We start from the raw sequence: 25474 nt of genomic DNA, 5'->3' as shown, positions 1-25474 counted from the left end.
GGGTGAGCACGATTCCCGAGATCCGCACCCTGCCCGTTCCCGACGGCCTCGAAGGCGAGCGCGTCGACGCCGCCATTTCCCGCATGTTCGGGTTCTCCCGGACCAAGGCCGCCGAGCTCGCCGCCGCGGGGAAGGTCTCGGTCGACGGCAGCGTCGTCGGGAAGTCCGAGCGCGTGCACGGCGGTGCCTGGCTCGAAGTGGAGATGCCCGCCCCGCCCCGCCCGGTCGAGGTCGTCGCCGAGCCGGTGCCCGGCATGGAGATCGTCCACGACGACGACGACATCGTGGTCATCATGAAGCCCGTCGGCGTCGCCGCCCACCCGAGCCCCGGTTGGACCGGCACCACCGTCATCGGCGGCCTGGCCGCCGCCGGCTACCGGATCTCCACCTCCGGCGCCGCCGAGCGCCAGGGCATCGTGCACCGCCTCGACGTCGGCACCTCCGGTCTGATGGCCGTGGCCAAGTCGGAGCGCGCCTACACCTCGCTGAAGAACCAGTTCCGCGAGCGCGTCGTGGACAAGCGCTACCACGCGCTGGTCCAGGGCCACCCGGACCCGATGAGCGGCACCATCGACGCGCCCATCGGCCGGCACCCCAGCGCGGACTACAAGTGGGCCGTGATCCAGGACGGCAAGCCGTCGGTCACCCACTACGACCTGATCGAGGCCTTCCGGGCCGCGTCGCTGCTGGACATCAAGCTGGAGACGGGCCGCACGCACCAGATCCGCGTGCACATGTCCGCCCACCGGCACCCGTGCGTCGGCGACCTCACCTACGGCGCCGACCCGACGATCGCCAAGCGCCTGAAGCTGACCCGCCAGTGGCTGCACGCGGTGCGCCTCGGCTTCGAGCACCCGGCGGACGGGCAGTGGGTGGAGTTCGAGAGCAAGTACCCCGACGACCTCCAGCACGCGCTGGACGTCATCCGCGCCGAGAGCGAATGAGCGGGCGGCACACGGCCTTCACCGTCCGGCGGGCCGTCTCGCCTGAGGACCTGAAGGCCTGCTTCGCCGTGCGGACCGAGGTGTTCGTCGTCGAGCAGTCCGTGCCGGAATCGATCGAGTACGACGCGTACGACGCCGGGGCGGTCCACGTGCTGGCCGTGGCGCCGGACGGGACCCCGCTCGGCACCGGCCGGCTGCTGCACGGGCCGGCCGCCCTCGGCAAGACCGGGGACCCGGCGGTCGGCTCGCTCGGCCGGCTCGCGGTGACGGCCGCCGCCCGCGGGCTCGGCGTCGGGGCCGCTCTGGTCCGGGCGATCGAGGTGGAAGCGGCCGAGCTCGGGCTCCGCGCGGTCGACCTCGGGGCCCAGACGCACGCCCTGGGCTTCTACGAGCGGCTCGGATACGAGGCCTACGGGCCCGAGTTCGAGGAAGCGGGCATCCCGCACCGCTCGATGCGGCGCACCCTCCCGTAGCACACGGGCCGCCGCGCCCGACGGGCCCCCGCGCCTGACGGGTGCCGGGCGCCGGATGCGGCAGGGTGGGCGGGTGGAACAGCTCGCCCTGCTCTTCGTGCTGCTGCTCGGCGCGGTCGTCACCGTACCGCTGGGGGACCGGCTCGGCCTCCCCGCGCCCGTCCTGATGACGATCGCCGGGGTGGTGCTCGCGCTCGTCCCCGTCGTGCCGAACGTGGACATCCCGCCCGACTTCATCCTGCCGCTGGTGCTGCCCCCGCTGCTGTACGCCTCCGCGCAGCGCACCTCCTGGCGGCAGTTCGCCGCCAACGTCCGGCCCATCCTGCTGCTGGCCGTCGCCCTGGTGTTCGTCACGACCGCGGCCGTCGCCGCCGTCGCGCACGCCGTCGTCCCCGGGCTGCCGGTGGCCGCCGCGGTCGCGCTGGGCGCGCTCGTCGCCCCGCCCGATCCGGTCGCGGCCACCGCGGTCGCCGGATCGCTCGGGCTGCCCCGCCGCCTGGTGTCCATCCTGGAGGGCGAGGGGCTGTTCAACGACGTCACCGCGATCGTGCTCTACCACGTGGCCGTCGCCGCCGTCGTGAGCGGCAGCTTCTCCTGGCCGGACGCGGTGGGGGAGTTCGTCCTGTCCGCCGTGGTGGCCGTCGCCGTCGGCCTCGGCCTCGGTTGGGCGGCGAACGCGCTCATGGGGCGGCTCGGCGACGCCACCTTGCAGATCGGGCTGACGCTCCTGGTGCCGTTCGTGGCGTACGTGCTGGCCGAGGCGTTCATGGGGTCGGGGGTGCTGGCCGTGCTGACGACCGCCCTGTTCCTCGCCGAGTACGCGAACGACGCGGACGACGTGCTGGGGCGGCTGGCCGGGCACACCTTCTGGGAGGTCGTCGACACGCTCGTCACGGGCGTGGCGTTCGGACTGATCGGGCTCGAACTGCACCACGTGCTGGGCGTGGCGAGCGGCCGCGCCCTGCAGATGGCGGGCTGGGCCGCCGCGGTCGTGGCCGTGGTCGTCCTGGTGCGGCTGGTGTGGCTGCTGCCGGCCGCCTGGCTCGCGCAGCGGCTCCACACGCGGCGCGACTACGCCGAGGAGATCCCGCTCACCTGGCGGGAGAGCGTGGTGATGTGGTGGGCGGGGATGCGCGGGGTGGCCTCCGTGGCGCTCGCGCTGGCCCTTCCGTACACGGTGGACGGGGGCGGGCCCTTCCCCGCGCGGCAGGAGATCGTCTTCATCGCCTTCGCCGTGATCATGGTGACGCTGGTGTGCCAGGGGCTGACCCTGCCGTGGCTGGTGCGCCGCCTCGGCGTGGAGGCCGACACCGACGCCGAGCGGGAGATGCGGCGCCGGCTCGCGATCCGCGCGGCCAGGGCGGCGCGGCGGCGGCTGAAGGAGATCGAGGAGGTGGAGGAGCTGCCGGAGGACCTGATGGAGCAGCTCCAGCGGCGGGCGTACGACATGGGGGCCAGGATCAGCCCCGACATGGTGGACGAGGAGCGGCGGGAGGCGTACGTGCAGCGGGTCCAGCGGTTGCGGGACGTCCAGCGGATCCAGCGGGAGATGATGTCCGCGGCCCGGCACGAGGTGCTGGCCGCGCGCAGCGAGCCGGGTGCGGACCCGGAGGTGGTGGACCGGGTGCTGCGCCACCTGGACGTGCGCAGCCTGCGCACCCCGTAGCCGGCCCGCGTCCGCTCGGCCGGTCCGCGGATCCCGGCCGCTCAGCCGGATCCGGTCGTGCCGGGGCCGTCCACCGCGTCCGGGACGTCGGCGGCGTCGGCGGCGCCGTCGCCCCCGCGGGTGCGGGGCGGGGGCGGGGCCGGGGCCGGGGACGTCGCGATGCGGGGCAGGGCGTACGGGTGCCGGTCCGCCAGCCAGGCGATCATGCGCTCGCGGACCGCGCAGCGGACGGTCCAGATGTCGGAGGCGTTCCCGGCGGTGACGACGGCGCGGACCTGGATGGTGTGCGGTGTGGTGTCCGTCACGGCCAGGGCGGCGGTCCGGCCGTCCCATTCGGGCACCTCCTTCAGGATCTGCCGGAGCCGTTCGCGCATCGGCTCCAGCGGGGCGCTGTGGTCGAGGTGCCAGAACACGGTTCCGGTCATCTCGGCGCCGCCGCGCGACCAGTTCTCGTACGGCTTGCTCGTGAAGTACGACACGGGCATGGTGATCCGGCGCTCGTCCCAGGTGCGGACCACGAGGAAGGTGAGGGTGATCTCCTCGACGGTGCCCCACTCGCGGTCCACGACGACGGTGTCGCCGATGCGCACGGTGTCGCCGAAGGCGATCTGCAGTCCGGCGAAGAGGTTGCCGAGCGTGGACTGGGCGGCGATGCCGGCGACGATGCCGATGATGCCCGCCGAGGCCAGCAGGGACGCGCCGACCGTCCGCATCGCCGGGAAGGTCAGCAGCATGGCACCGGCCGCGATCACGACCACCGCCGCCGTGACCACCCGGTGGATGAGGGTCACCTGGGTGCGGACCCGGCGCACGCGCGCCTCGTCGGGGGTCCGCAGGGCGTAGCGGGCGTACGTGGCGTCCACGACCGCCGTCGCGATGCGCACCAGCAGCCAGGAGGCCGAGCCGATCAGTACGAGGGTGAGGGCGCGGCCGACGGCCCCGCCATGCGCGGGCAGGATCCGTGCCTCGCGGTAGGAGCCGTGGAGCAGGGTGGTGGCCAGGGTGAGCCGGAACGGGGTGCGGCAGTGGCGCAGCAGCCCCCACAGCGGGGTCTCGCCGTGGCGGGCGTCGGCGCGGCGCAGCAGCAGGTCCAGCAGCCAGCCGGCGAGGAGGGTGACGGCCAGCACGCCGCCGACGACCAGGGCCGGGCGCAGAACGGTGTCCGTGTCCATCCCTCGATCTTCGCAGGGAATCCCGACCCTCAAGTAGCGGGAGCTGACGCCCTTCACGCGGGCCGACGTGCCGCCGCGAAGCTCGAAGCCGCGCAACGGGCGCTGTCCCGTTTTCCCCGGGTCCGGCGGGACAAGCGCACCAAGGACCACCAGCGTGCCGTTGCGCGCGTCGCCGATCTGCACCGAAAGGTCCGCCGACAGCGCCTGGACCACGCCCACAAGACCGCCCTCGGGCTCGTCCGCGAACACGACGTGATCGCGTATGGGGACCTCAAGATCCGTCACATGAGCAAGGCCCCCGTGCCGAAACCCGACCCCGGTCGGCCGGGCAGATCTCTGCCCAACGGTGCGCGCGCGAAGGCCGGGCTGAACCGCTCGATCAACGATGCCGGATGGGGGGTGTTCCTCGCGGTCCTGAACGCCAGGGCTGAAAGCGCCGGACGGGAAATGATCGCCGTGGACCCCCGCAACACCTCCCGGACCTGTCCCGCATGCGGGCACGTCTCAGGGGAGAACCGGCCCACACGGGAGAAGTTCCACTGCGTTGGCTGCGGCCACCAGGCGCACGCGGACACGGTGGGCGCTCTGAACGTTCTACGGGCCGGGCTGGTCCGTCGCGAAGCCCAACCGGCATAGCGAGAAGCCCCCTCATCCATGAGGGGGAGGAGTCACGGACGTGTACCTCACCGCAACGACCGGGGGGAAACTGGCACGATGGTGGGCATGAACATCGTGCTCTTCCATTCGACGTACGGGCTGCGGCCCGCGGTGCACGCGGCGGCCGACCGGCTGCGCGCGGCCGGACACCGGGTCCAGGTGCCCGACCTCTTCGAGGGGCGCACCTTCGAGACCGTCGAGGAGGGCATGGAGTTCCGGGACGAGACCGGCCGGGACGAGCTGCTCCGGCGCGCGGTGCTGGCCGCCGCCCCGCACTCCGACGAGGGGCTCGTGTACGCGGGCTTCTCCTTCGGCGGCTCCCTCGCCCAGCACCTGGCGCTGGCCGACGAGAAGGCGCGCGGGCTGCTGCTCCTGCACGGCACGGCCGACCTGGAGGAGGACACCGCGGTCGACGACCTGCCGGTGCAACTGCACGTCGCGGACCCGGATCCGTTCGAGCCGCACGACTGGCTGACGGCCTGGTACCTGCGGATGCAGCGGGCGGGTGCGGACGTCGAGATCCACCGCTACCCGGGGGCCGGGCACCTGTTCACGGACCCGGACCTCGACGACTACGACGCGGAGGCCGCGGAGCAGACCTGGAGGGCGGCGCTCGCCTTCCTCGACAGCCTGTAGGAAGACGCCGCGCAAGACGCCGCGCAAGACGCCACGAGGGGCAGGGCACACGGCGTGCCCTGCCCCTCGTGCGTCAGTCGTGGCCGGTTCAGCCGCGGTAGGCGCTCCACATGCTCTGCATGCGGGCCACCTGGCCGGCGGTGAACTGGTACATGCAGGAGTCGTACGTGTAGTCCATGAAGTTGTGGATCGGGTCCTTGCCGGCCTTGGTGGTGCAGCTGTCGCGGCCGGTCGGGCACTCGTACGCGGCGGTCTTCTCGGCCGGCGTGTCGGAGACGGAGTCGCCGCTTCCGTTGCAGCCGCCCTGGAAGGTGTGGTAAAGGCCCATCCAGTGGCCGACCTCGTGGGTGGCGGTGTCACCCTCGTTGTAGTTGGCGGAGGAGCCGCCCGGCAGCGAGGAGTTGAGGAGGACGACGCCGTCCATCTTCGGCTGGGAGGCGTAGGAGCTGGGGAAGGTCGCCCAGCCGAGCAGGCCGCCGCCCAGGTTGGCCGTGTAGATGTTCAGCGCGTTGGCGCCGCCCTTGCGCAGGGCGTTCTTCATGTCCTTCTCGGCCTGGGTGCCGTCGGAGACGTTGTACCAGGAGGCGTTGTCCGTGTAGTCGGTGGACACCAGCTGGAACTGGTAGCCGGAGTTGACGTTGCCGCTGCCCTGGCCGCTGTACGCGGCGTTGAGGACGGCCAGCTGGCTGTTGATGTCCGTGGCGGACAGCTTGCCCTCGCTGCCGCTGTGGATGACGTGGACGTACACCGGGATGGTCGTCGCGGTGGTGGCCTCGGCGGCGCGCATCTGGCGCTGCGGGCCGAGCTGGGCGAGCTTCTTGGCCAGGTCCGCCTCCATGGACTTGACCTGGGCCTCCGTCACCTCGTTGGGCTCGGCGGCGTGCTCGTCCTTGGGGCGGGCGACGCGGGCGCCCGCGGGGGCCGAGGCGTCCTGGGCGCACTGCTCGGCGCCGGTCGGCGCGGCGGCGGCCAGGGTGGTGGGGGTGGAGACGGGGGCGAACGCCAGGGCTCCGGCCAGGACGGCGGGGGCCATGAGGCGGCGGCGGAGCATGGGGGATATGCGGGCGGAAGCGCGCACGTGGAACTCCTCGCAAGCGTGGTGGGGGGTGAGGGATTTCCTCACGCTGGCGCGAAGCTTATGTGTCCATGTCATGCATCTAGCAAGACCTGGAAGTAAAAGATTTGTTGCTTCTGTGCTTCAAGGGGCGCCTGGTCTGCACCAAGCGCCCCCTGCAACAATATTTTTGACGAATCGTCAGGAGATTCCGGTTACTGGACCGGAGCCCAGACCCGTTCCACCTTCTGAGTGCCGTTCAGCGTGCGGTACGAACGGGACCACCACGACGACGCGTCCTGCCTCCGCTTGTCGGAGACGACGTAGTAGTCCATCTGCGAACGCTCGTTCGTCACGTCCAGCACGCCGTAGCCGTGCGCGTCCATGTCGAGCCACTTCACGTGCCAGTTCGCGGCCTTGATGGCCGTCTCGGCCGCCAGCGAGACGGTGTCCGCCGGCACGTGCAGCAGGTCGTCGATGTTGTCGGAGGTCACCGACGTCACCACGAACTCGGTCGCGGCCGTCCCCGAGCCCGGGTACGTCGCCATGTTCATCGGGACCTCGGTGGCCCAGGCCATGTGGATGTCGCCGGTCAGGAACACCGTGTTCTTGATGTTCCGGTCCTTCAGGTGGCCCAGCAGTTCCTTGCGGTCGTCGGTGTAGCCGTCCCACTGGTCCACGTTGATGGCGATCCCGCCCTCGGGCAGGCCGAGGAGCTTCGCGAGCGGCCCGAGCAGGTGCGCCGGCAGGGAGCCGAAGGCGACCGGGGAGATCATCACCGAGGTGCCGACCAGCTTCCAGGTGGCGTTCGAGCTCGCCAGGCCCGACTTGAGCCAGTCCAGCTGGGCGCGGCCGGTGATGGTGCGCTCCGGGTCGTCCACCGCACCGCTGCCCACCTTGGCCTGCTGGGAGCGGAAGCTGCGCAGGTCCAGCAGGTGCAGGTCGGCGAGGGAGCCGAAGCGCAGGCGGCGGTAGACCGTGCCGGCGGTCGAGGGGCGCACCGGCATCCACTCGAAGTAGGCCTGCTTGGCGGCGGCCGCGCGGGCCGCCCAGTCGCCCTCGGTCCCCGGGGTGTGGTTCTCCGCGCCGCCCGACCAGGCGTCGTTGGCGAACTCGTGGTCGTCCCAGATGGCGACGATGGCGTGCGCGGCGTGCAGGGCCTGGAGGTCGACGTCCGTCTTGTACTTGCCGTGCCGGGCCCGGTAGTCGGCGAGGGTGGTGATCTCGTGCAGCGGCTCGTGCCGGCGTACGACGTACTTCTCCTCGGGGTAGCCCCCGCTCTGGTACTCGTAGATGTAGTCGCCGAGGTGGAGGATCGCGTGCAGGTCGCTGCGGGCGGCCAGGTGGCGGTAGGCCGAGAAGTAGCCGGCCTCCCAGTTGGCGCAGGAGACGACGCCGAAGCGGACGGAGGGGGTCGTCGCGTCGTGGCGGGGGGCGGTCAGGGTGCGCCCGACCGGCGAGACGGCGCTGCCGGCGGTGAACCGGTAGAAGTACGCGGTCTGCGGCTGGAGTCCGCGGACGTCCGCCTTGACCGTGTGGTCGGAGGCGGCGGTCGCGGTCACCGCGCCACTGGCGACGACCCGGGAGAACGCGCGGTCCTCGGCCACTTCCCAGCCGACCCGGGTGGCCGGGCCGACGCCGGAGCCGGGGACGGCCTCGGGGACGGGGGTGACGCGGGTCCACAGCAGGGTCCCGTCGGGCAGCGGGTCACCGGAGGCGACACCGTGCAGGAATGCGGGTCCGCCCGTGGCTGCGGAGGCGGGGGATATGCCCAGGGCGGCCGTTGCGAAGGGCGTGAGCGCCGCGGTGGCGGCTGCGGCCTTGACGACCGTACGGCGGCGGGGAGTTGCCGCGGTGGGGGAGGTGAGTTGGCTGGTCACGGGGCGTCATATTACTGACAGGTATAACCGTGGGTACAGCCCTGGGAAAGCAACGAGCGGACGAACTCTGGGAGTCCGCCCGCTCGTTGCGCGCCGGAGGTTACCGGCGGTTCGTGATCAGCCCGCGATGGCCTTGTCGACCGCCGCCGTGAACTCGTCCGGGGTCATCTTGATCTCGATCTTCTTGCCGTCCATCTTCAGCGACGGCGTGCCCTCCAGGCCCGCCTTGTCGAAGACCTTCGACATCTCGACCGCCCACCGGTTGTACGTGCCGTCCTCGACGGCCTTCTTGAACTCGGCGTTGCCCTTGAGCGCCGGGACCTGGTCGGCGACCTTCAGCAGGTACTCGTCCTTGCCGAACTTGTCGTCCCGCTCGTCCGGGTGGTTCTCCTGCGAGTACAGCGCCGCCTTGTACTCCGCGAACGCCTCGGGGCTGACGTTCAGGGCCGCGCCCAGCGCGCTCAGGGCGTTCTTCGAGCCGCTGCCGCCGAAGCCCTTGTCCAGGAAGGTGGCGCCGACGAACTGGAGCTTGTACTTGCCCGCCTCGACGTCCTTCTTGATCTGCGGGCCGACCTTCTGCTCGAACTGGGAGCAGATCGGGCAGCGGGCGTCCTCGTACAGCTCCAGCGTCTTCTTGGCGTCGGGCTTGCCCAGGACGACCGTCGTGCCGTTCTCGCCCGAGGTGTTCTTCGGGGAGACCAGTTCCGCCGTCGCGGCCTTCTCCCACTCGTCGGGCTGGTTGGCCTGGACGACGGCGTAGCCTATGCCGCCGGCCAGGGCCAGTACGGCGACGACGGCGCCGGCCACGACGACCTGGCGGCGGGCCTTGTCCTTCTTCGCCTGCTTCTCCCGCTCGATGCGCAGCCGCTCGCGGGCCGCCGCCTTGTTGGCCTGGTTGTTGCGTGCACTCATGGTGATCTCCGTGGGGTGTGACGGGTGATGAGGGGGTTCCGTACGGACGTCCTACGGACGTCACGCGCGCACGAGCGCGCCGTGTACGGGAGGCCCCCGCAGCCCCACGGAGTGGACGGGGAAACGGGTCCGGGCGGCCGGTCCCGCATGGCCCGGGCGCGGGCCGGGCCCGGCCGGGCGGCCGGAGCCCACCCCCGCCGAGGCCGCCGCCAGCCCCAGCGGCCGGAAGGCGAGCGCGGCCACCGCGCCCAGCAGCTGCCCCAGCGCCCGCTCGCCGTACCCCAGCCAGACCGCGGCCAGCAGCCCGACGCAGACGTGGGCGGCGAGCAGGAGCCACGGCGTCCACGCCCCGGCCGCGGCGGGCAGGACCGCGGAACGGCCGGCGGCACCGGACAGCTCGGCCAGCGGGCCGCCCAGCGGGGTCCCGGCGCACAGCTCGTGCAGGCCCAGCGCCCGCAGCGGGCCGGAGACCGGGCCGCCGGAGGGCCCGTAGCAGACGTGCTGGCCGGCGGTGAAGACGGTGTCGGCGGCCAGCTCCAGGGGGACCAGCAGCCCGGCGATCGGGCCGAAGCCCCGCTCCCGGCCCGCCAGCGCCCAGGCGATCAGGAACACGGAGGCGAAGGCCCCGGCGGCCGGGGCCGGCGGCAGCGGGACCCCCGCGATGAGGACGTGCGAGCCGGCCGACAGCAGCACGACGACCGCGCTGAACAGCGCGGCCCGCAGCCCCCTCAGCCCTGCTCCTGATATGTCCATCGCCGCGAGTGTGCCATGACTTTCTGTGAACGCAGGGCCCCGGGTCCGGGCGCGGCCCCTGCTACGGCCGGATCCGGCCGTTGCGGAACAGGTCCACGAAGAGCTGGTGGTCGGCGCGGGCCCGGGCCCCGTAGGCGTGCGCGAAGTCCACCAGGAGCTCGGCGAAGCCCTCCTCGTCGGTGGCGATCGCGGCGTCGATGGCCCGCTCCGTGGAGAAGGGGACGAGGCTGTGGCCGCTCTCCGCCTCGTCGGCCGAGGCGTGCATGGTCGCCGTGGCCCGGCCCAGGTCCGCGACCACGGCCGCGATCTCCTCCGGGTCGTCCAGGTCCGACCAGTCCAGGTCCACCGCGTACGGGGACACCTCGGCGACCAGCTGGCCGGCCCCGTCCAGCTCGGTCCAGCCCAGCCACGGGTCGGCGTGCGCCTGCAGGGCGCGCTGGGAGATCACCGTGCGGTGCCCCTCGTGGCGGAAGTACTCCCGCACCGCCCGGTCGGTGATGTGCCGGGACACGGCCGGGGTCTGCGCCTGCTTGAGGTAGATCACGACGTCGTTCTCCAGGGCGTCGCTGTGGCCCTCCAGCAGGATGTTGTACGAGGGCAGCCCCGCCGAGCCGATGCCGACGCCCCGGCGGCCCACCACGTCCTTGACCCGGTAGGAGTCAGGGCGCACCAGGGACTCGTCGGGCAGGGTCTCCAGGTAGGAGTCGAAGGCGGCCAGCACCTTGTACCGGGTCGCCGCGTCCAGCTCGATGGAGCCGCCGCCGGAGGTGAAGCGGCGCTCGTAGTCCCGGATCTCGGTCATGGAGTCCAGGAGGGAGAACCGGGTGCGGGAGCGGGCCGAGCGCAGGGCGGTCAGCAGCGGGCCCTGGGAGGTGTCCAGGGTGAAGGAGGGGAACTCCGACGTGTCGGAGGGCTTGGTGCCGGTGGCCAGGACGTGGATCCGCTCGCGGTAGGCGGCGGCGTAGATCCGCACCAGCTCGCCGATCTGGTCGTCGCTGAGCGCCTTGGTGTAGCCGATCAGGGCCACGGAGGCCGCGAAGCGCTTGAGGTCCCAGGTGAAGGGGCCGACGTACGCCTCGTCGAAGTCGTTCACGTTGAAGACGAGGCGGCCGGTGGAGTCCATGTAGGTGCCGAAGTTCTCGGCGTGCAGGTCGCCGTGGATCCACACCCGGCCGGTCCGGTCGTCCAGGTAGGGGCCGCCGTGCCGCTCGCGCTCCAGGTCGGCGTAGAAGAGGCACGCCGTGCCCCGGTAGAAGGCGAAAGCGGAAGCCGCCATCTTCCGGAATTTCACCTCGAAGGCGGCGGGGTCGGCGGCGAGCAGCTCGCCGAAGGCGGTGTCGAAGACATCCAGTATCTGTTCGGCGCGCTGTTCGCTCGCCGTCTCGGGGACCGCCATGGCGGGGTGCCTCCTGGTGCACGGGCTGGTACTGGTTCCGACCGACTGGACGCCGTGCGGGACCACCTGGTTCTGCAACGCCCGACCGTACAGTCAGGTGCCCGGAATGTGTCACCCGTGGGACGTAGGATTCGAAGTTGCCCCCCTACACCCGCCCCCGGAGGTCCCGCGCCGTGGCCAAGACGCCGTTCACGCACCTGCACGTCCACACCCAGTACTCGCTGCTGGACGGTGCCGCGCGGCTGAAGGACATGTTCGCGGCGTGCAACGAGATGGGCATGTCGCACATCGCCATGTCCGACCACGGCAACCTGCACGGCGCGTATGACTTCTTTCACTCCGCGCAGAAGGCCGGGATCACCCCGATCATCGGCATCGAGGCCTACGTGGCCCCCGAGTCCCGCCGCAACAAGCGGAGGATCCAGTGGGGCCAGCCGCACCAGAAGCGGGACGACGTCTCCGGCTCCGGCGGTTACACCCACAAGACGATCTGGGCGGCGAACGCCACGGGCCTGCACAACCTCTTCCGGCTGTCCTCCGACGCCTACGCCGAGGGCTGGCTCACGAAGTGGCCCCGCATGGACAAGGAGACCATCGCCCAGTGGTCGGAGGGCCTGATCGCCTCCACCGGCTGCCCCTCCGGCGAGGTGCAGACCCGGCTGCGCCTCGGCCAGTTCGACGAGGCGGTCAAGGCCGCCTCCGACTACAAGGACATCTTCGGCGAGGGCCGCTACTTCCTGGAGCTGATGGACCACGGTATCGAGATCGAGCGCCGGGTCCGCGACGGCCTGCTGGAGATCGGCAAGAAGCTCGGTATCCCGCCGCTGGTCACCAACGACTCCCACTACACGTACGCGCACGAGGCCGGCGCGCACGACGCCCTGCTGTGCATCCAGACCGGCAAGAACCTCTCCGACCCGGACCGCTTCCGGTTCGACGGCTCCGGCTACTACCTGAAGTCCACCGAGGAGATGTACGCCATCGACTCATCGGACGCCTGGCAGGAGGGCTGCGCCAACACCCGCCTGGTCGCGGAGCAGGTCGACACCGAGGGCATGTTCACATTCCGGAACCTGATGCCGAAGTTCGACATCCCGGAGGGCTACACCGAGGTCACCTGGTTCCGCGAGGAGACCATGAGGGGGATGCACCGCCGCTTCCCGGGCGGCATCCCGGACGACCGCATGAAGCAGGTCGAGTACGAGATGGACACGATCATCTCGATGGGCTTCCCCGGCTACTTCCTCGTGGTCGCCGACTTCATCATGTGGGCCAAGAACCAGGGCATCGCGGTCGGCCCCGGCCGAGGCTCCGCCGCCGGCTCGATCGTCGCCTACGCCATGGGCATCACCGACCTCGACCCGATCCCCCACGGCCTGATCTTCGAGCGCTTCCTCAACCCCGAGCGCGTCTCCATGCCCGACGTCGACATCGACTTCGACGAGCGTCGGCGCGTCGAGGTGATCCGGTACGTGACCGAGAAGTACGGCGCCGACAAGGTCGCCATGATCGGCACGTACGGCACCATCAAGGCCAAGAACGCGATCAAGGACTCCGCGCGCGTCCTGGGCTACCCGTACGCCATGGGCGACCGGCTCACCAAGGCCATGCCCGCCGACGTCCTCGGCAAGGGCATCCCGCTCTCCGGCATCCTCGACCCCTCGCACCCCCGCTACGGCGAGGCCGGCGAGATCCGCGGGATGTACGAGAACGAGCCGGACGTGAAGAAGGTCATCGACACCGCCCGCGGCGTCGAGGGCCTGGTCCGCCAGATGGGCGTGCACGCCGCCGGCGTCATCATGTCCAGCGAGAAGATCACCGACCACGTGCCCGTCTGGGTGCGGCACACGGACGGCGTCACCATCACCCAGTGGGACTACCCGAGCTGCGAGTCGCTCGGCCTGCTGAAGATGGACTTCCTGGGCCTGCGCAACCTCACGATCATGGACGACGCCGTCAAGATGGTGAAGGCCAACAAGGGGATCGACATCGACCTCCTGGCCCTCCCGCTCGACGACCCCAAGACCTTCGAACTGCTCCAGCGCGGCGACACCCTCGGCGTCTTCCAGTTCGACGGCGGCCCCATGCGCTCGCTGCTGCGCCTGATGAAGCCCGACAACTTCGAAGACATCTCCGCCGTGTCCGCGCTGTACCGCCCGGGCCCGATGGGCATGAACTCGCACACGAACTACGCGCTGCGCAAGAACAAGCAGCAGGAGATCACCCCGATCCACCCCGAGCTGGAGAAGCCGCTCGAAGAGGTGCTCGCGGTCACCTACGGCCTGATCGTCTACCAGGAGCAGGTGCAGAAGGCCGCCCAGATCATCGCCGGCTACTCGCTCGGCGAGGCCGACATCCTGCGCCGCGTCATGGGCAAGAAGAAGCCCGAGGAGCTGGCGAAGAACTTCACGATCTTCCAGGAGGGCGCCCGGAAGAACGGCTACACCGACCAGGCGATCCAGGCCCTCTGGGACGTTCTGGTCCCCTTCGCCGGCTACGCCTTCAACAAGGCCCACTCCGCCGCGTACGGCCTGGTCTCCTACTGGACCGCCTACCTCAAGGCCAACCACCCCGCCGAGTACATGGCGGGCCTGCTCACCTCGGTCAAGGACGACAAGGACAAGTCCGCCGTCTACCTGAACGAGTGCCGCCGCATGGGCATCAAGGTGCTCCCGCCGAACGTGAACGAGTCGGAGTCGAACTTCGCCGCCCAGGGCGACGACGTGATCCTCTTCGGCCTCACCGCCGTCCGCAACGTCGGCCAGAACGTCGTGGACTCGATCATCAAGACCCGCAAGGCCAAGGGGAAGTACAGCTCCTTCCCCGACTTCCTCGACAAGGTCGAGGCCGTGGTCTGCAACAAGCGCACCATCGAATCGCTGATCAAGGCCGGCGCCTTCGACGAGATGGGCCACACCCGCAAGGGCCTCGTCGCCCAGCACGAGCCGATGATCGACACCGTCGTCGCGGTCAAGCGCAAGGAGGCCGAGGGCCAGTTCGACCTGTTCGGCGCCATGGGCGACGAGGGCGGCGGCGACGAGCCCGGCTTCGGCCTCGACGTCGAGTTCTCCGACGTCGAGTGGGAGAAGTCCTACCTGCTCGCCCAGGAGCGCGAGATGCTCGGCCTGTACGTCTCCGACCACCCGCTCTTCGGCCTGGAGCACGTCCTGTCCGACAAGACGGACGCGGGCATCTCCCAGCTCACCGGCGGCGAGCACGCCGACGGCGCCGTCGTCACCATCGGCGGCATCATCTCGGGCCTCCAGCGGAAGATGACCAAGCAGGGCAACGCCTGGGCCATCGCCACCGTCGAGGACCTCGCCGGCTCCATCGAGTGCATGTTCTTCCCGGCCACCTACCAGCTCGTCTCCACCCAGCTGGTCGAGGACGCGGTCGTCTTCGTCAAGGGCCGCCTCGACAAGAGGGAGGACGTGCCCCGGCTGGTCGCCATGGAGCTGATGGTCCCCGACCTGTCCTCCGCCGGGACCAACGCCCCCGTCGTCCTCACCATCCCCACCCTCAAGGTCACCCCTCCGATGGTCACCCGGCTGGGCGAGATCCTCCGCCACCACAAGGGCAACACCGAGGTCCGGATCAAGCTCCAGGGGCCCCGGTCCACCACCGTCCTGCGCCTCGACCGGCACCGGGTCCAGCCCGACCCGGCGCTCTTCGGCGACCTCAAGGTGCTCCTCGGACCGTCCTGCCTGGCCGGCTGACGGCCGCCGGCCGGAGCGCGCGCCACCGGCGCACGACAGCAGAGGGCGCGCCCGGAACTCCTCCGGGCGCGCCCTCGCGCATCTGCCTCCGGCGCCCGCGGCGCCGGACGGCGGCGTCAGTTGTGGCCGAAGCGCTTCTGCTTGCCCTTGCGCGCCATATCCATCGGACTCGGCGACGAGGACGAGGACTCGGACGACGTCTCCTGCGTGCCCTTCGAGGACTCCGACGAGGAGCGCGTCTGCTGCTTCGGCTGCTTCTGGTTCTTGTTCTTGGCCATGGTGGAGCCTCCGTGAGGGTCTAGGGGCCAGGACCGCCTTCACACTCACACAGCACCACAAACCGCGCATTTTGGATCTTTCCCGGGCGTCGCCGACCGCCCGCGCCCCGAGAACCGTGAGATACGCCACGCCGATGATCCAGTTCCGGCCGTCAACACCCGTGTGGTCGGGCAGACTCGGGGAAAACCAGAGGATCCCCCCACGGAAGAGGTGGAACGCGTGGACCGCTGCGTCGTCCTGGTGGACGCCGGCTATCTGCTGGGCGCCGCCGCAAGCCTTCTCGCGGGGGAGCCCTCCCGCTCCCGCATCACCGTCGACCACGCCGCCCTCATCCACGGCCTGCGCGAGCGGGCCGAGGCCGACACCCAACAGCCCCTGCTGCGCATCTACTGGTTCGACGGTGCACCCGACCGGGTGCCCCAGCCCGAACACCGCCGACTGCGCGTCATGCCCCGCGTCACAGTGCGGCTGGGTGCCCTGACCCGTAGCGACGGCCGCTGGGCGCAGAAGGGCGTGGACGCCGCCATGCACGCCGAGCTCACCGAACTGGCCCGCAACCGCGCCTGCTCCGACGTCGTGCTCGTCACCGGCGACGGGGACCTCCTGCCCGGCCTGATGTCCGCCAAGGAGCACGGCGTCGCCGTCCACCTGTGGGCCGTCCAGGCCGCCGACGGCGACTACAACCAGTCCGAGGACCTCGTCGCCGAGGCCGACGAGCGCCGCGTCCTCGACCGCGCCTGGATCACCCGCGCCGTCCGAGCCAAGGACCTCGCCGGCCTGTGCTCCCCGCCGCCCGTGCCCCGCCCCGAGATCGCCGCGATCCTGTCCGCCCCGCTGCCCGAGGCCGCCCTTGCCGAGGCCGCCCGCAGCGCCGCCGCCAACGCCACCGCCCCGGCCGCCGCCACGGCCCCGGTCGTCCCCGAGGCCGGCGCCGCCCCCGTACCCGCACCCGCCGTCGGCGGCCGGGCCGTACCCACCCCCAAGGACCTCGCAGGCTCCCTGCGCGCGCCCGGCCACCAGCCCGGCCCCCCGCACGGGCACGCCGTCACCCCCTCCCCGGCCAGCGCCCTGCGCTGGTCCTCCGACCGGGGTTGGATCGACCGGCCCGGCCCGCTCGGCGAACCCGCCGAGACCGCCTCGCTGCCCACCCTCGCCCAGCTCACCAGCGCCGAACAGCGCTGGGCCGACCGCGAAGAGGACATCACCACCGTCGGCGGCGACCCCTTCGAGGTCGGCCAGGTCTTCGCCCGGCGCTGGATGGAACGCCTCCCGGAAACCGTCCACCTGCAGAAACTCGCCACCATGTACCCGCGCATCCCGCACCGCATCGACGGGGAGCTGCTGCGCTACGCCGCCCGGTTCGGCCTGCTCGCCCACAAGGACGACCAGATCGACGAACACGACCGCTACGCCATCCGCGCCGGGTTCTGGCGGGAGATCGACGTCCGCGCCGCGGCCGAGCGGGTACCGGGCGCACCGACCGCCGTGCCGGGCCTCCCGGCGACCCCGACGCCCGAGTAGGGCCCGGGGCCGCGTAGGCTGCTCCCTCGTGAGTACGGGCACAGCACCAGCGAAACCGCAGGGCAGCCGCAGCACGACGGCGGCCGCGGCGCCGCCGGCGGCCGACGGCGTCGTCTGCACGGTGCGTGACCTGGTCAAGACCTATCCCGCCGTACGCGGTCGGCGCGGGGCCCCCGCCCTGCCCCGGACCCGCGCCAACGACGGGATCTGCCTGGACGTCCGGCGCGGCGAGGTCTTCGGCCTGCTCGGCCCCAACGGCGCCGGCAAGTCCACCCTGGTCCGGCAGCTGACCGGCCTGCTGCGGCCCGACTCCGGCACCGTGACCCTGCTCGGCCACGACCTCGTACGCCACCCCGAACGCGCGGCCCGCCTCCTCGCCTACCTCGGCCAGGAGTCCACCGCCCTCGACGAGCTCACCGTCGCCCTCGCCGCCGAGACCACCGGGCGGCTGCGCGGCCTCGGCGCCCGCGAAGCCCGCGCCGCGCGGGACGACGTCCTGGAGGAGCTCGGGCTGACCCCGATCGCCGGGCGGCCCCTGAAGAAGCTGTCCGGCGGGCAGCGGCGGCTGGCCTGCTTCGCCGCTACCCTGGTCGGGGAGCGGCAGGTACTGGTCCTCGACGAACCCACCACCGGCATGGACCCCGTCGCCCGGCGGGCCGTGTGGTCGGCCGTGGACCGGCGGCGCGCCCGGCACGGCGCCACCGTCCTGCTCGTCACCCACAACGTCATCGAGGCCGAGACCGTCCTCGACCGGGTCGCCGTCATCGACCAGGGCCGGGTCATCGCCTGCGACACGCCCGCCGCCCTGAAGGCCCGCGTCTCCGACGAGGTCCGCCTGGAACTCGTGTGGCGGACCGCGCCGCCCCTGGACGTCCCCGAGGTCGCCGCGCTCGCCGCGACGGCCACCGAGTCGGGGCGCCGCTGGGTGCTGCGGCTCCCGCCCGACGAGGCCCGGGCCGCGGTGGCCGCGGTGACCGGCGGGCCGGCCTTCGCCGCCCTCGACGACTTCAAGCTGGCGACCCCGAGCCTGGAGGACGTCTACCTCGCGCTGGGCGGGCGCGCCACGAAGGGTCTGGTGAAGTCGTGACCACTGCCGACGCAGCCGCAGCCGCAGTCGTGCCGGCAGGCACCACCGCAACTGCCGCCGAGGCGGGCGCGCTGGCCCCCCGGGCCCGGTTCCTGCCCGCGCTGGCCGCCGTCTACCGGGCGCAGCTGTCCCGGGCCCGGGTGGCCCGGATCCCGCTGCTGTTCGTCGCCACCTTCCAGTCCGTCGGGATCATGGTCCTGATGCGGGGCGTGGTCGACGGCGGCACGGAGGCACAGGCCGTCGTGGCCGGCTCCTCGGTGCTGGTCGTCGCGTTCGTCGCGCTGAACCTGCTCGCCCAGTACTTCGGTCAGCTAAGGGCCGGCGGCGGGCTGGACCACTACGCCACGCTGCCCGTCCCGCCCGCCTCCGTGGTGCTGGGCGCGGCCGCCGCGTACGCCTCCTTCACCCTGCCCGGCACCCTGGTCACGGCCGTCTTCGGCTGCCTGCTGTTCGGGCTGCCCCTGGGCGGGCTGTGGATCCTGGCCGCGGTCGTCCCGCTGGCCGGGGCGGCCCTCGCCGGCCTCGGCGCGGCCCTCGGCCTGCTCGCCCCGCGGCAGGAGCTGGCCACGCTGGCCGGGCAGCTCGGCATGTCGGCGGCGCTGCTGCTGGGCGTGCTGCCCGCCGAGCGGATGCCCGACGTGATCGTGTGGGCGCGCGACCTGCTGCCGTCGACGTACGGGGTCGAGGCCTTCGCCCGCACCTTCGCACCGCACCCCGACTGGGCGCTCGTCGCCGCCGACCTCGCCGTGTGCGCGGCCGTGGGCGTGCTGTCGCTGTCCGTCGCCACCTGGGCCTACCGGCGGGCCGCCGTCCGCTGACGCCGGTTCCGCCCCGGCCCGGCACACCTGGCACGATGTGGGGGTGAGCGAACCCGTGACCACCCCGCCCCCCGTCGAACCGACGCCCGCCCGGCCGGCCGCACCCGGCGTCACCGCCGGGGACGTCCGAGACGGGGCCGCCGTCGCCCTCGTCGTGGGAGCCTCCGGGGCGTTGCTCGGGCTGCTGTGGGCGTGGCTGGCACCGCGGGCGCAGTACGTGTCCAACGGGCAGGCCGTCTTCCTGCGCAACACCGAGAGCGAGGCCCGGATAGGGGCCGACAGCACGTTCCTGCTGCTCTCCATCGGGATGGGCGTGCTCGCCGCCGTCCTCCTCTTCCTGTGGCGCCGCCGCGGCGGCGTCCCCCAGGTGATCGGGCTGGGCATCGGCTCCTGCGCCGCCGCCTGGCTGGGCTGGCACACCGGCGAATGGCTGGGCGGCTCCGGCGACGTGGCCGCCGCCGCGGCCGCGGCGGGCAAGGGCGTGCCGTTCGACGCGCCGCTGGAGCTCCTCGCGTACGGGGTGCTGCTGGCCTGGCCGATGACCGCGCTCCTCGTCCACCTCGGCCTGACGGCCCTGTGGAGCCCGTACGACCCGGAGCCCGACCACGACCCGGCCGACCCGGCCGTCGCCGGCGAGCCCGGTCCCGCCGCCGTCTACCCGCCGCCGCACGTCCACGCCGACCCGGCGCACCAGGAGCCCCCGCGGTCCTGACGGCCGGGGCGAGTAGCCGTCAGCAGTCCTTCGGGCCGGTCAGGGCCAGCGCCGTGAACTCGGGCGACCAGTCCAGGTCCCAGCGCTGCGCGTGCCGCCAACCGTCCCGCAGGCCCTCGACGACCTCGTCGGGGTAGCCGCGGCGGCAGCCGTCCGGCTGCCGCTCCCACACCTGCACCACCACGTAGACCACCCCGGTGCGTGGCTTCACCCAGCGGCGGGCGCCGGTCATGAAGCGGCACAGGTCCAGGTACGGCAGCACCAGCCGGCACGCCAGCACGTCCACGCTGCCCGGCACCAGAGCCGGCGGCCGGGTGTCGGTGAGGAAGTCGTGGACCTCGAAGCCCAGCCGCTCCTCGCCGGCCCAGGCCTCGCGGGCCCGCTCCACGGCGACCGGCGACCAGTCGTAGCCGGTCGTGTGCAGGCCTTCGCGGGCCAGCGCCGTCGTCAGCACCCCCCAGCCGCTGCCCACGTCCACGGCGGTCTTCATCCCCGTGCCCAGGACGTGCCGTCGGATGCCCGCCAGTTCCGCCTTCGTGAACGGCAGGTTCTCGTGCGGGTCCGGGTTGCTGTAGAAGCGGTCCCAGGCCATGCGCTTGGCCAGCGCATCGAGCGGGTCGGCCGGCACCCGGTGGGCCATGCCCGGCTCCGCGGTCGGCATCACCGGTTTCCGCCCCGGTCCGTGTTCCGGTTCCGGCCCGGGTCGATCGCCGAGAGGTACTCGCGGCCCGCGGCGGCGAACACGTTCTCGGTCACCGCCTCCAGCTCCTCCAGGAGCCTTCGCCGCCGCAGCTCCTGCTGCGGTGTCCGTACCGGGAGGGCGGTCGGCTCCGCCGCTCCGGTGTGCTCCACGTCCATCCCCATCTCCTTCGGTCGAGCCGTTCACCTGCCGGTCTCCGACAGCGCCAGCGCAAGGAAGTGGCCGCGGGCGGCCATGTCCTTGAGGAACCGCGCGTACTCGGCGAGATTCGGGCTGATGTGCTCGAACGCCGGCGCCAGCAGCCCGTCCGCGAAGCCGGAGCGCAGCAGCCGCCGTGCTGCCGACAGACCCGGCCGGTACTCCAGGAGCGCGGGCCCGCCCACGTCCAGGCACGTCTCGTCACGCACCAGGTAGTGCCGGGAGCGGGCGACGAGCTCCAGCGCCTCGAACTGGGCGTCCGCCGCGTGCGCGGGTGCCTGCACGTAGCGGACGACGCGCAGCACCCGCCCGTTCTCCCGGGCGAGGGCGGCGGCGGCCCGTACCCCGTCCGTGCGAACTCCCCACAGTCGTGAGAGCGGATCGGCCCGGGTGGCGTTCTCACGGTCCGTCCAGTCGTCGGGCTGCTGCTCGGTCATGGCCGTCACGGGGCGCTCCTCAACAGGCAGGGGAGATGGCAGCCGCCCAGGAACCGGGGCGTGTACGGCGGATGGACACCGGCTTCCCGGGCGGCCCGACTACCGTCCTACCAACTGGAGTTCACGTGCAACCGACTGTGACCAGTCGATTGCTCAGGGAAGTGAATTGGTATATGACGGGATACGCACAGGGGCCCGCATGAGGTCAACAGCAGGCGCGGTGAGACGAACAGGGCCCGTGAGGAAGCGCGCGGGGGCTGTCACCATCAGAGGAGGCGGCCCAAATCGGAGGGGAGGACACCCATGGCGGCACACGTAGGGTCGACGTTCCTACGCATCATGCTTGGAGCCGAACTCACCCGCTTACGTGACCAAGCCGGGTTGACGGGAGACCAGGCCGCAAAGGCGATCGGGCTCCGTTCGGCCTCGATGATCAGCAAGGTCGAGTCCGGGCAGAGCGGGTTCGAGCGCATAGAGCAGCTCAACAAGCTCCTCGAAGCCTACGGAGTGGATCTCGACGGCACGGAGATGCTCACCGACTGGTACCGGAACGCGAAGGGTCAGGACTGGTGGAGTCCCAAGTCCTCCACCTTGCCGTCCGGTATGAACCTGTACCTTGCGCACGAGTCCGGCGCGAAACGCGTGCGGGCATGGTGCCTCGGAGTCGTGCTCGGCCTGCTCCAGACCGAGGACTACGTCCTCCATCTGATGCGGTCGGCGCAGGCTGCCGACGAGCGCACCACGGAATTCGTGGAGAACGCCGTGGCGGTCCGCATGGAGCGGAAGAAGAGGATCACCGAGGAAGGCATGGAACTCGTCTGCATCCTGGACGAGTCGGCCCTCACCAACTGGGTTGGCAACCGAGAGGTGATGCGAGCCCAGTACCTGGAGTTGGCGGAGCTCACCGAGCTGCCCAACGTGGCAGTGCGGATCATCCCCGCCCGGGTACCGGCGTACCGGGTGCTGGGCGGCAGCTTCCACATCCTCCACTTCGATCGGAAGGAGCTTCCTCTCCCGGTCGTCTGCAACAGCACGACCGGCACCGTTCAGTTCATGTCCAAGGAGCGCATCGTCAAGCAATACGAGCGGCGCTTCGAGCACCTCGCACAGGGCGCTCTGCCCATCCACGAGACGCCCGACTTCCTGGCACGACTGGCACGAGAGGTTTGATCACCATGAGCACCAGCACCGGGCGCCCGTACGGCGAATGGTTCAAGTCTTCCTACAGCGGCGACCCCGACGGCAACTGCCTGGAGGCGTGCCCGCAGCCGGGCGCGGTCTTCGTCCGTGACTCCAAGCGCAACGAGGAGCCCGGGGCGCCGGTTCTCGGCTTCACCACGGCGGCGTGGTCGGCGTTCGCCGCGCATGTCGGCCTCGACCGCTGACCTCGGGGCGGGTGGCCTCCTCGCCCTTACCGAGGAGGCCACCCGCACGGACCGGCCCGCCGTACGGCACCGGCCCGGCTAGGCGCGGGCGATCGGGGCCAGGGTGGCCGCCGTCAGTGCGGCCAGCGTGGCGGGCGCCAGCTCGACCTCCAGCCCGCGCCGCCCGGCCGACACGCAGATGGTCGGGTGCCCCTCGGCCGAGGAGTCCACGACGGTCCGCAGCCGCTTGCGCTGCCCCAGCGGGGAGATCCCGCCCACCACGTACCCGGTGGTGCGCTCGGCCAGCGACGGATCCGCCATCACCGCCTTCTTCGCGCCGACGGCGGAGGCCAGGGCCTTCAGGTCGAGGCTGCCCGACACCGGGACCACCGCCACCGTCAGGACCCCGTCCGCGTCCGTGACGAGCGTCTTGAAGACCTGGTCCGGGCTCACGCCCATCGCCTCGGCCGCCTCCTGCCCGTACGAGGGGTGCGCCGGATCGTGCTCGTAGGCGTGGGTGGTGAAGTCCGCTCCGGCCGCGGTGAGCGCGACGATCGCCGGGGTCGCCGCGGACGCGGCCTTCTTCTTCGCCATCAGGCAGGGCTCCCGATCGGTTCTCGCTGTGCTTGGTCAGTTGGGGCTGGTCGGCATCCGCGTCAGGTCCACCGCGGGCAGCGACGGCAGGTGCCGGATCAGCGCCGTCTCCGCGCGCAGCAGCTTCAGCTCCTCCGCCAGCCGCGTCGCCGTGTCCGGTGCCTGCAGCAGCCGCTGCTTCGTCGGGGTGTCCAGCACCGCGGCCGCCGCCACCAGGTACGACACCACCGACGGCTCGTCGGGCAGCTCCGCCGCCGAGGCCAGCGACCGCTCCCGGGCCCCGGCCAGCCGCTTCTGGTACGTCCGGAACGCCCGAAGCACCCCCTCCGCCAGCGCGCCCGCGCCCTCGCCCGCCTCCTCCGCCAGCTCCTCCAGCTCGGCCACGAGGAACGGGCCCGAGGCGTCCACCGACAGCAGGCGCACCCGGGTCGTGCCCGTCGCCAGGACCTCGAAGCTGCCGTCCTGCCGCTCCCGGATCGTGGCCGCGTCGGCGATGCAGCCCACCCGGTGGAACGCCTGCACCGGGTCCGGGCCGAAGCCCGCGGTCGGGCCGCGCTCGGGCAGGGCCGTCTGGTCCGGCATGCCGGGGGCGGTCGGTGCGACCTCCCGGCCGTCGCGGATCGCGACGACCGCGAAGCGGCGCGGCTCGTCCTCGCCCGTCTTCAGCAGCTCCCGCATCATGGCGCGATAACGCTCCTCGAAAACGTTCAGGGGCAGCACCAGTCCGGGGAAAAGCACCGAGTTCAGCGGGAAGAGGGGCAGGCGAACGGTGGTCACGAGGCACAGGGTAGTGGCCGGGGGGAGGGCCCTGTCACCTCGGTTCTGCCTGGTCCGTCAGCCACGGCGGAGCAGCCGCGAGGCTCCTGCCGCCACCGTCGTCGCCAAGATCCACCCCAGCAGGACCAGTACTGCCGAGCCCCACTGCCAGTAGCCCTTCATCATCCACTGGCCCTGCTGGCCCAGGTCGATGACCGGAAGGAGCAGGTCCAGGGCGTAGAGCAGCGCGTTCCACTCGGGGTGCTCGTCCGGCTTGATCGCCGCCGGGGTGATCTGCGCGAACAGCAGCGCGCCCGCCGCCCACAGCAGCACCATCCACAGCGCGGCCCGGCCCGGCCGGTACCCGTAGGCCACCGTCCAGTCCTGCAGGTACCCCCAGGCCTTCGCCGCCGGCGGCAGCGTCGCCCGCCGCCGGCGCTGCTTGGCCAGCAGCACCTCCCGCGCATCGGCGTCCTCGCCGCTGGCCCGCAGCACGGCGGCCAGCCGCTCGTAGGGTTCCGGCGAGTACTCCCGGGTGGCCGCCGCCACCCACTCCAGCCGCCGCGCCAGCGGGAAGTGGCCGCGGGGCGCGAGGTTCTCGTAGACGAAGCCCTCGATCGACACCCCGCCGGGGTCGGGCCAGCTGGTGGAGGCGTCCACCAGCTTCACCACCTTGGCCCCGGACAGCACCACCCGTCCCCGCTCCGGCTTCTCGCCCACGAACCGCAGCTCCGGCGTCTGGATCCGACGCAGCGACACCTCCTGCTCCTCGGCCAGCAGGAACCGGGCCCCGTACAGGTCCACCGCGTCCCCGAAGCGGCCGTCGTCCAGGCGAAGCCCGCCCCGGCACTCGAAGCGCCGGGCCCGCTGCCCGCGCGCCGGGGTCTGGCCCAGGCCGTACGGGGGAGTGGAGGAACCGGAGTCACCGGGCACGTAGTCCACCGCTATCGAGGTCAGGTACAGCGTCCGCTCCACCGTCAGCTGCGGGGCGTTCAGTGCCCGCCGTCCGTACGGGTTGCGCAGCCGGGCCCCGCGCAGGTTCATCGACCCGCCGACCTTCGAGCCGCGCAGGCTCAGCTCCCCGTACGTCTCCAGCAGCTCGCCCTGGAAGTCCTGCGCCACCGCCATGCCGTCCGCGGCGACGGCCCGCCCCCGGTTGTCCCGCTGCACCACCGCCTGGCTGATCAGCAGGTCCGTGCCGATCTGCGCGTCGGTCAGCCGTATGCCCCGCGCCACCCGGCAGCGCGGCAGGTGCAGGTCGCCCTCGGTGTGCAGGCGGGAGGCGTCCAACCGGGGGATCGCGCAGTTGACCAGCCGCAGCGTGCCGAACCGGGCCTCGGACAGCTGCACCTCGCTGTCGAAGCGGCAGGACTGGAGTTCGACGTACGGCTCCACCGTGCCGCCCGACAGGTCCAACCGGCCCGAGATCCGCACCCCGCGCAGCTTCAGCGACGCCACCCGGCCCGGCACCGGCGGCGGCCCGTGGAGCAGCAGCAGCGACACCACGTCGGCGCGGACACTGCGCCGGGCGTCCCAGGTCCGGTCGCCGTGCGGGTCGTCCAGCTCGGCCGCCCGGGCGCTCAGATCGCACACGCTGCCCGTGCGGAACGCCCGCCACATCAGGCGCTCGGCATCGCCGAGGTCCGCCGGCTCCTCGTCGGCGCGCGGTGCCTCGGCCATGCGGTCCCCCTCCGCCGTACATCCGTGTACCGGGAACGTTAAGGGGAGGCGGTGACAGCCGGGGCGTGT

General features: G+C 72.0%; 24 protein-coding genes and 1 pseudogene. 12 read left to right on the top strand and 13 right to left on the bottom strand.

Annotation, left to right across the window (positions count from 1 at the left end; all coding sequences use genetic code 11):
- Window positions 1–2 precede the first annotated feature (2 nt).
- From ACZ4VL_RS30505 to ACZ4VL_RS30495, 3 genes are all read left to right on the top strand, one after another.
- Window positions 3–944, top strand: coding sequence for an RluA family pseudouridine synthase (locus ACZ4VL_RS30505; protein ID WP_361088195.1), 942 nt, complete (start codon window positions 3–5; stop codon window positions 942–944).
- A complete protein-coding gene (locus ACZ4VL_RS30500) occupies window positions 941–1417 on the top strand; it encodes a GNAT family N-acetyltransferase (protein ID WP_468206272.1) in 477 nt (158 codons plus the stop codon). Before ACZ4VL_RS30505 ends, ACZ4VL_RS30500 begins: the two co-directional genes overlap by 4 nt.
- Before the next feature lie 73 nt (window positions 1418–1490).
- Window positions 1491–3083, top strand: a complete 1593-nt coding sequence (locus tag ACZ4VL_RS30495; protein WP_468206270.1) for a Na+/H+ antiporter — start codon at window positions 1491–1493, stop codon at window positions 3081–3083.
- A gap of 41 nt (window positions 3084–3124) precedes the next feature.
- Here the strand turns inward: ACZ4VL_RS30495 and ACZ4VL_RS30490 are convergent, their stop codons facing one another.
- Window positions 3125–4255, bottom strand: a complete 1131-nt coding sequence (locus ACZ4VL_RS30490) for a mechanosensitive ion channel family protein (RefSeq protein ID WP_468206267.1) — start codon at window positions 4253–4255, stop codon at window positions 3125–3127.
- A 60-nt stretch (window positions 4256–4315) separates the two neighbouring features.
- Between ACZ4VL_RS30490 and ACZ4VL_RS30485 the strand changes: the two are divergent.
- Both ACZ4VL_RS30485 and ACZ4VL_RS30480 read left to right on the top strand, forming a co-directional pair.
- Window positions 4316–4891 (top strand): annotated as a pseudogene (locus ACZ4VL_RS30485) (RNA-guided endonuclease InsQ/TnpB family protein); the annotation flags it as partial.
- Between the two features lie 87 nt (window positions 4892–4978).
- Window positions 4979–5548 carry a dienelactone hydrolase family protein gene (locus ACZ4VL_RS30480; RefSeq protein WP_468206265.1) on the top strand — a complete coding sequence of 190 codons (570 nt, stop codon included), beginning with the start codon at window positions 4979–4981 and terminating at the stop codon, window positions 5546–5548.
- An 88-nt stretch (window positions 5549–5636) separates the two neighbouring features.
- Here the strand turns inward: ACZ4VL_RS30480 and ACZ4VL_RS30475 are convergent, their stop codons facing one another.
- From ACZ4VL_RS30475 to ACZ4VL_RS30455, 5 genes are all read right to left on the bottom strand, one after another.
- Window positions 5637–6581, bottom strand: a complete 945-nt coding sequence (locus tag ACZ4VL_RS30475; protein WP_468206285.1) for a zinc metalloprotease — start codon at window positions 6579–6581, stop codon at window positions 5637–5639.
- A 236-nt stretch (window positions 6582–6817) separates the two neighbouring features.
- Complete coding sequence (locus tag ACZ4VL_RS30470; RefSeq protein WP_468206262.1) at window positions 6818–8482, bottom strand: alkaline phosphatase D family protein; 1665 nt, start codon at window positions 8480–8482, stop codon at window positions 6818–6820.
- 117 nt (window positions 8483–8599) lie between these two features.
- Entirely contained in the window at window positions 8600–9394 is a 795-nt protein-coding gene (locus ACZ4VL_RS30465) for a DsbA family protein (RefSeq protein WP_468206259.1), read from the bottom strand.
- 60 nt (window positions 9395–9454) lie between these two features.
- The gene (locus tag ACZ4VL_RS30460) at window positions 9455–10147 is read right to left on the bottom strand and encodes a hypothetical protein (RefSeq protein WP_468206257.1); all 693 of its coding nucleotides are present in this window, start codon (window positions 10145–10147) and stop codon (window positions 9455–9457) included.
- Between the two features lie 61 nt (window positions 10148–10208).
- Complete coding sequence (locus tag ACZ4VL_RS30455) at window positions 10209–11543, bottom strand: DUF2252 domain-containing protein (RefSeq protein ID WP_468206254.1); 1335 nt, start codon at window positions 11541–11543, stop codon at window positions 10209–10211.
- A gap of 173 nt (window positions 11544–11716) precedes the next feature.
- Between ACZ4VL_RS30455 and dnaE the strand changes: the two genes are divergently transcribed.
- Window positions 11717–15259 carry a DNA polymerase III subunit alpha gene (gene dnaE, locus ACZ4VL_RS30450; protein WP_468206252.1) on the top strand — a complete coding sequence of 1181 codons (3543 nt, stop codon included), beginning with the start codon at window positions 11717–11719 and terminating at the stop codon, window positions 15257–15259.
- Between the two features lie 116 nt (window positions 15260–15375).
- Here dnaE and ACZ4VL_RS30445 read toward each other — a convergent pair whose 3' ends face one another.
- Window positions 15376–15537 carry a hypothetical protein gene (locus ACZ4VL_RS30445; protein ID WP_468206250.1) on the bottom strand — a complete coding sequence of 54 codons (162 nt, stop codon included), beginning with the start codon at window positions 15535–15537 and terminating at the stop codon, window positions 15376–15378.
- A 211-nt stretch (window positions 15538–15748) separates the two neighbouring features.
- Here ACZ4VL_RS30445 and ACZ4VL_RS30440 point away from each other — a divergent pair, with 211 nt between their 5' ends.
- The 4 genes from ACZ4VL_RS30440 to ACZ4VL_RS30425 all read left to right on the top strand — a co-directional run bounded on the left by ACZ4VL_RS30440 (window position 15749) and on the right by ACZ4VL_RS30425 (window position 19676).
- Window positions 15749–17059, top strand: coding sequence for an NYN domain-containing protein (locus tag ACZ4VL_RS30440; protein ID WP_468206247.1), 1311 nt, complete (start codon window positions 15749–15751; stop codon window positions 17057–17059).
- Between the two features lie 121 nt (window positions 17060–17180).
- Window positions 17181–18146 (top strand): ABC transporter ATP-binding protein, encoded by a 966-nt coding sequence (locus ACZ4VL_RS30435; protein ID WP_468206283.1) that lies wholly within the window; start codon window positions 17181–17183, stop codon window positions 18144–18146.
- Window positions 18143–18964: an ABC transporter permease gene (locus tag ACZ4VL_RS30430; RefSeq protein ID WP_468206244.1), complete on the top strand. Its 822-nt coding sequence runs from the start codon at window positions 18143–18145 to the stop codon at window positions 18962–18964. The genes ACZ4VL_RS30435 and ACZ4VL_RS30430 overlap by 4 nt, the downstream gene beginning before the upstream one ends.
- 43 nt (window positions 18965–19007) lie before the next feature.
- The gene (locus ACZ4VL_RS30425) at window positions 19008–19676 is read left to right on the top strand and encodes a hypothetical protein (protein WP_468206241.1); all 669 of its coding nucleotides are present in this window, start codon (window positions 19008–19010) and stop codon (window positions 19674–19676) included.
- Between the two features lie 19 nt (window positions 19677–19695).
- Here the strand turns inward: ACZ4VL_RS30425 and ACZ4VL_RS30420 are convergent, their stop codons facing one another.
- From ACZ4VL_RS30420 to ACZ4VL_RS30410, 3 genes are read right to left on the bottom strand one after another with little or no spacing between them, the layout of a single operon-like run.
- On the bottom strand, window positions 19696–20337 hold the full coding sequence (locus ACZ4VL_RS30420) for a class I SAM-dependent methyltransferase (RefSeq protein ID WP_468206238.1): 642 nt from the start codon (window positions 20335–20337) through the stop codon (window positions 19696–19698).
- Complete coding sequence (locus ACZ4VL_RS30415) at window positions 20337–20534, bottom strand: hypothetical protein (protein WP_468206235.1); 198 nt, start codon at window positions 20532–20534, stop codon at window positions 20337–20339. Before ACZ4VL_RS30415 ends, ACZ4VL_RS30420 begins: the two co-directional genes overlap by 1 nt.
- Before the next feature lie 24 nt (window positions 20535–20558).
- Window positions 20559–21020, bottom strand: a complete 462-nt coding sequence (locus tag ACZ4VL_RS30410; protein ID WP_468206232.1) for a recombinase family protein — start codon at window positions 21018–21020, stop codon at window positions 20559–20561.
- A 294-nt stretch (window positions 21021–21314) separates the two neighbouring features.
- On the opposite strand from ACZ4VL_RS30410, the gene ACZ4VL_RS30405 reads away from it, so the two are divergent.
- Window positions 21315–22181, top strand: coding sequence for a helix-turn-helix domain-containing protein (locus ACZ4VL_RS30405; protein WP_468206230.1), 867 nt, complete (start codon window positions 21315–21317; stop codon window positions 22179–22181).
- A gap of 5 nt (window positions 22182–22186) precedes the next feature.
- A complete protein-coding gene (locus ACZ4VL_RS30400; protein WP_468206227.1) occupies window positions 22187–22396 on the top strand; it encodes a DUF397 domain-containing protein in 210 nt (69 codons plus the stop codon).
- Window positions 22397–22474: 78 nt separating this feature from the next.
- On the opposite strand, the gene ybaK is transcribed toward ACZ4VL_RS30400, so the two are convergent.
- The 3 genes from ybaK to ACZ4VL_RS30385 are packed head-to-tail and all read right to left on the bottom strand — an operon-like array spanning window position 22475 to window position 25405.
- The gene (ybaK, locus tag ACZ4VL_RS30395) at window positions 22475–22969 is read right to left on the bottom strand and encodes a Cys-tRNA(Pro) deacylase (RefSeq protein WP_385820711.1); all 495 of its coding nucleotides are present in this window, start codon (window positions 22967–22969) and stop codon (window positions 22475–22477) included.
- A 36-nt stretch (window positions 22970–23005) separates the two neighbouring features.
- Complete coding sequence (locus ACZ4VL_RS30390; RefSeq protein WP_468206225.1) at window positions 23006–23746, bottom strand: LON peptidase substrate-binding domain-containing protein; 741 nt, start codon at window positions 23744–23746, stop codon at window positions 23006–23008.
- Between the two features lie 57 nt (window positions 23747–23803).
- Window positions 23804–25405, bottom strand: coding sequence for an oxidoreductase (locus ACZ4VL_RS30385; RefSeq protein WP_468206223.1), 1602 nt, complete (start codon window positions 25403–25405; stop codon window positions 23804–23806).
- Between the last annotated feature and the right edge of the window lie 69 nt (window positions 25406–25474).

It is taken from the genome of Streptomyces sp. NPDC029014, assembly GCF_055564695.1.
The sequence above is the reverse complement of the archived record's forward strand: the minus strand, read 5'-3'. Positions and strand labels throughout refer to the sequence as shown.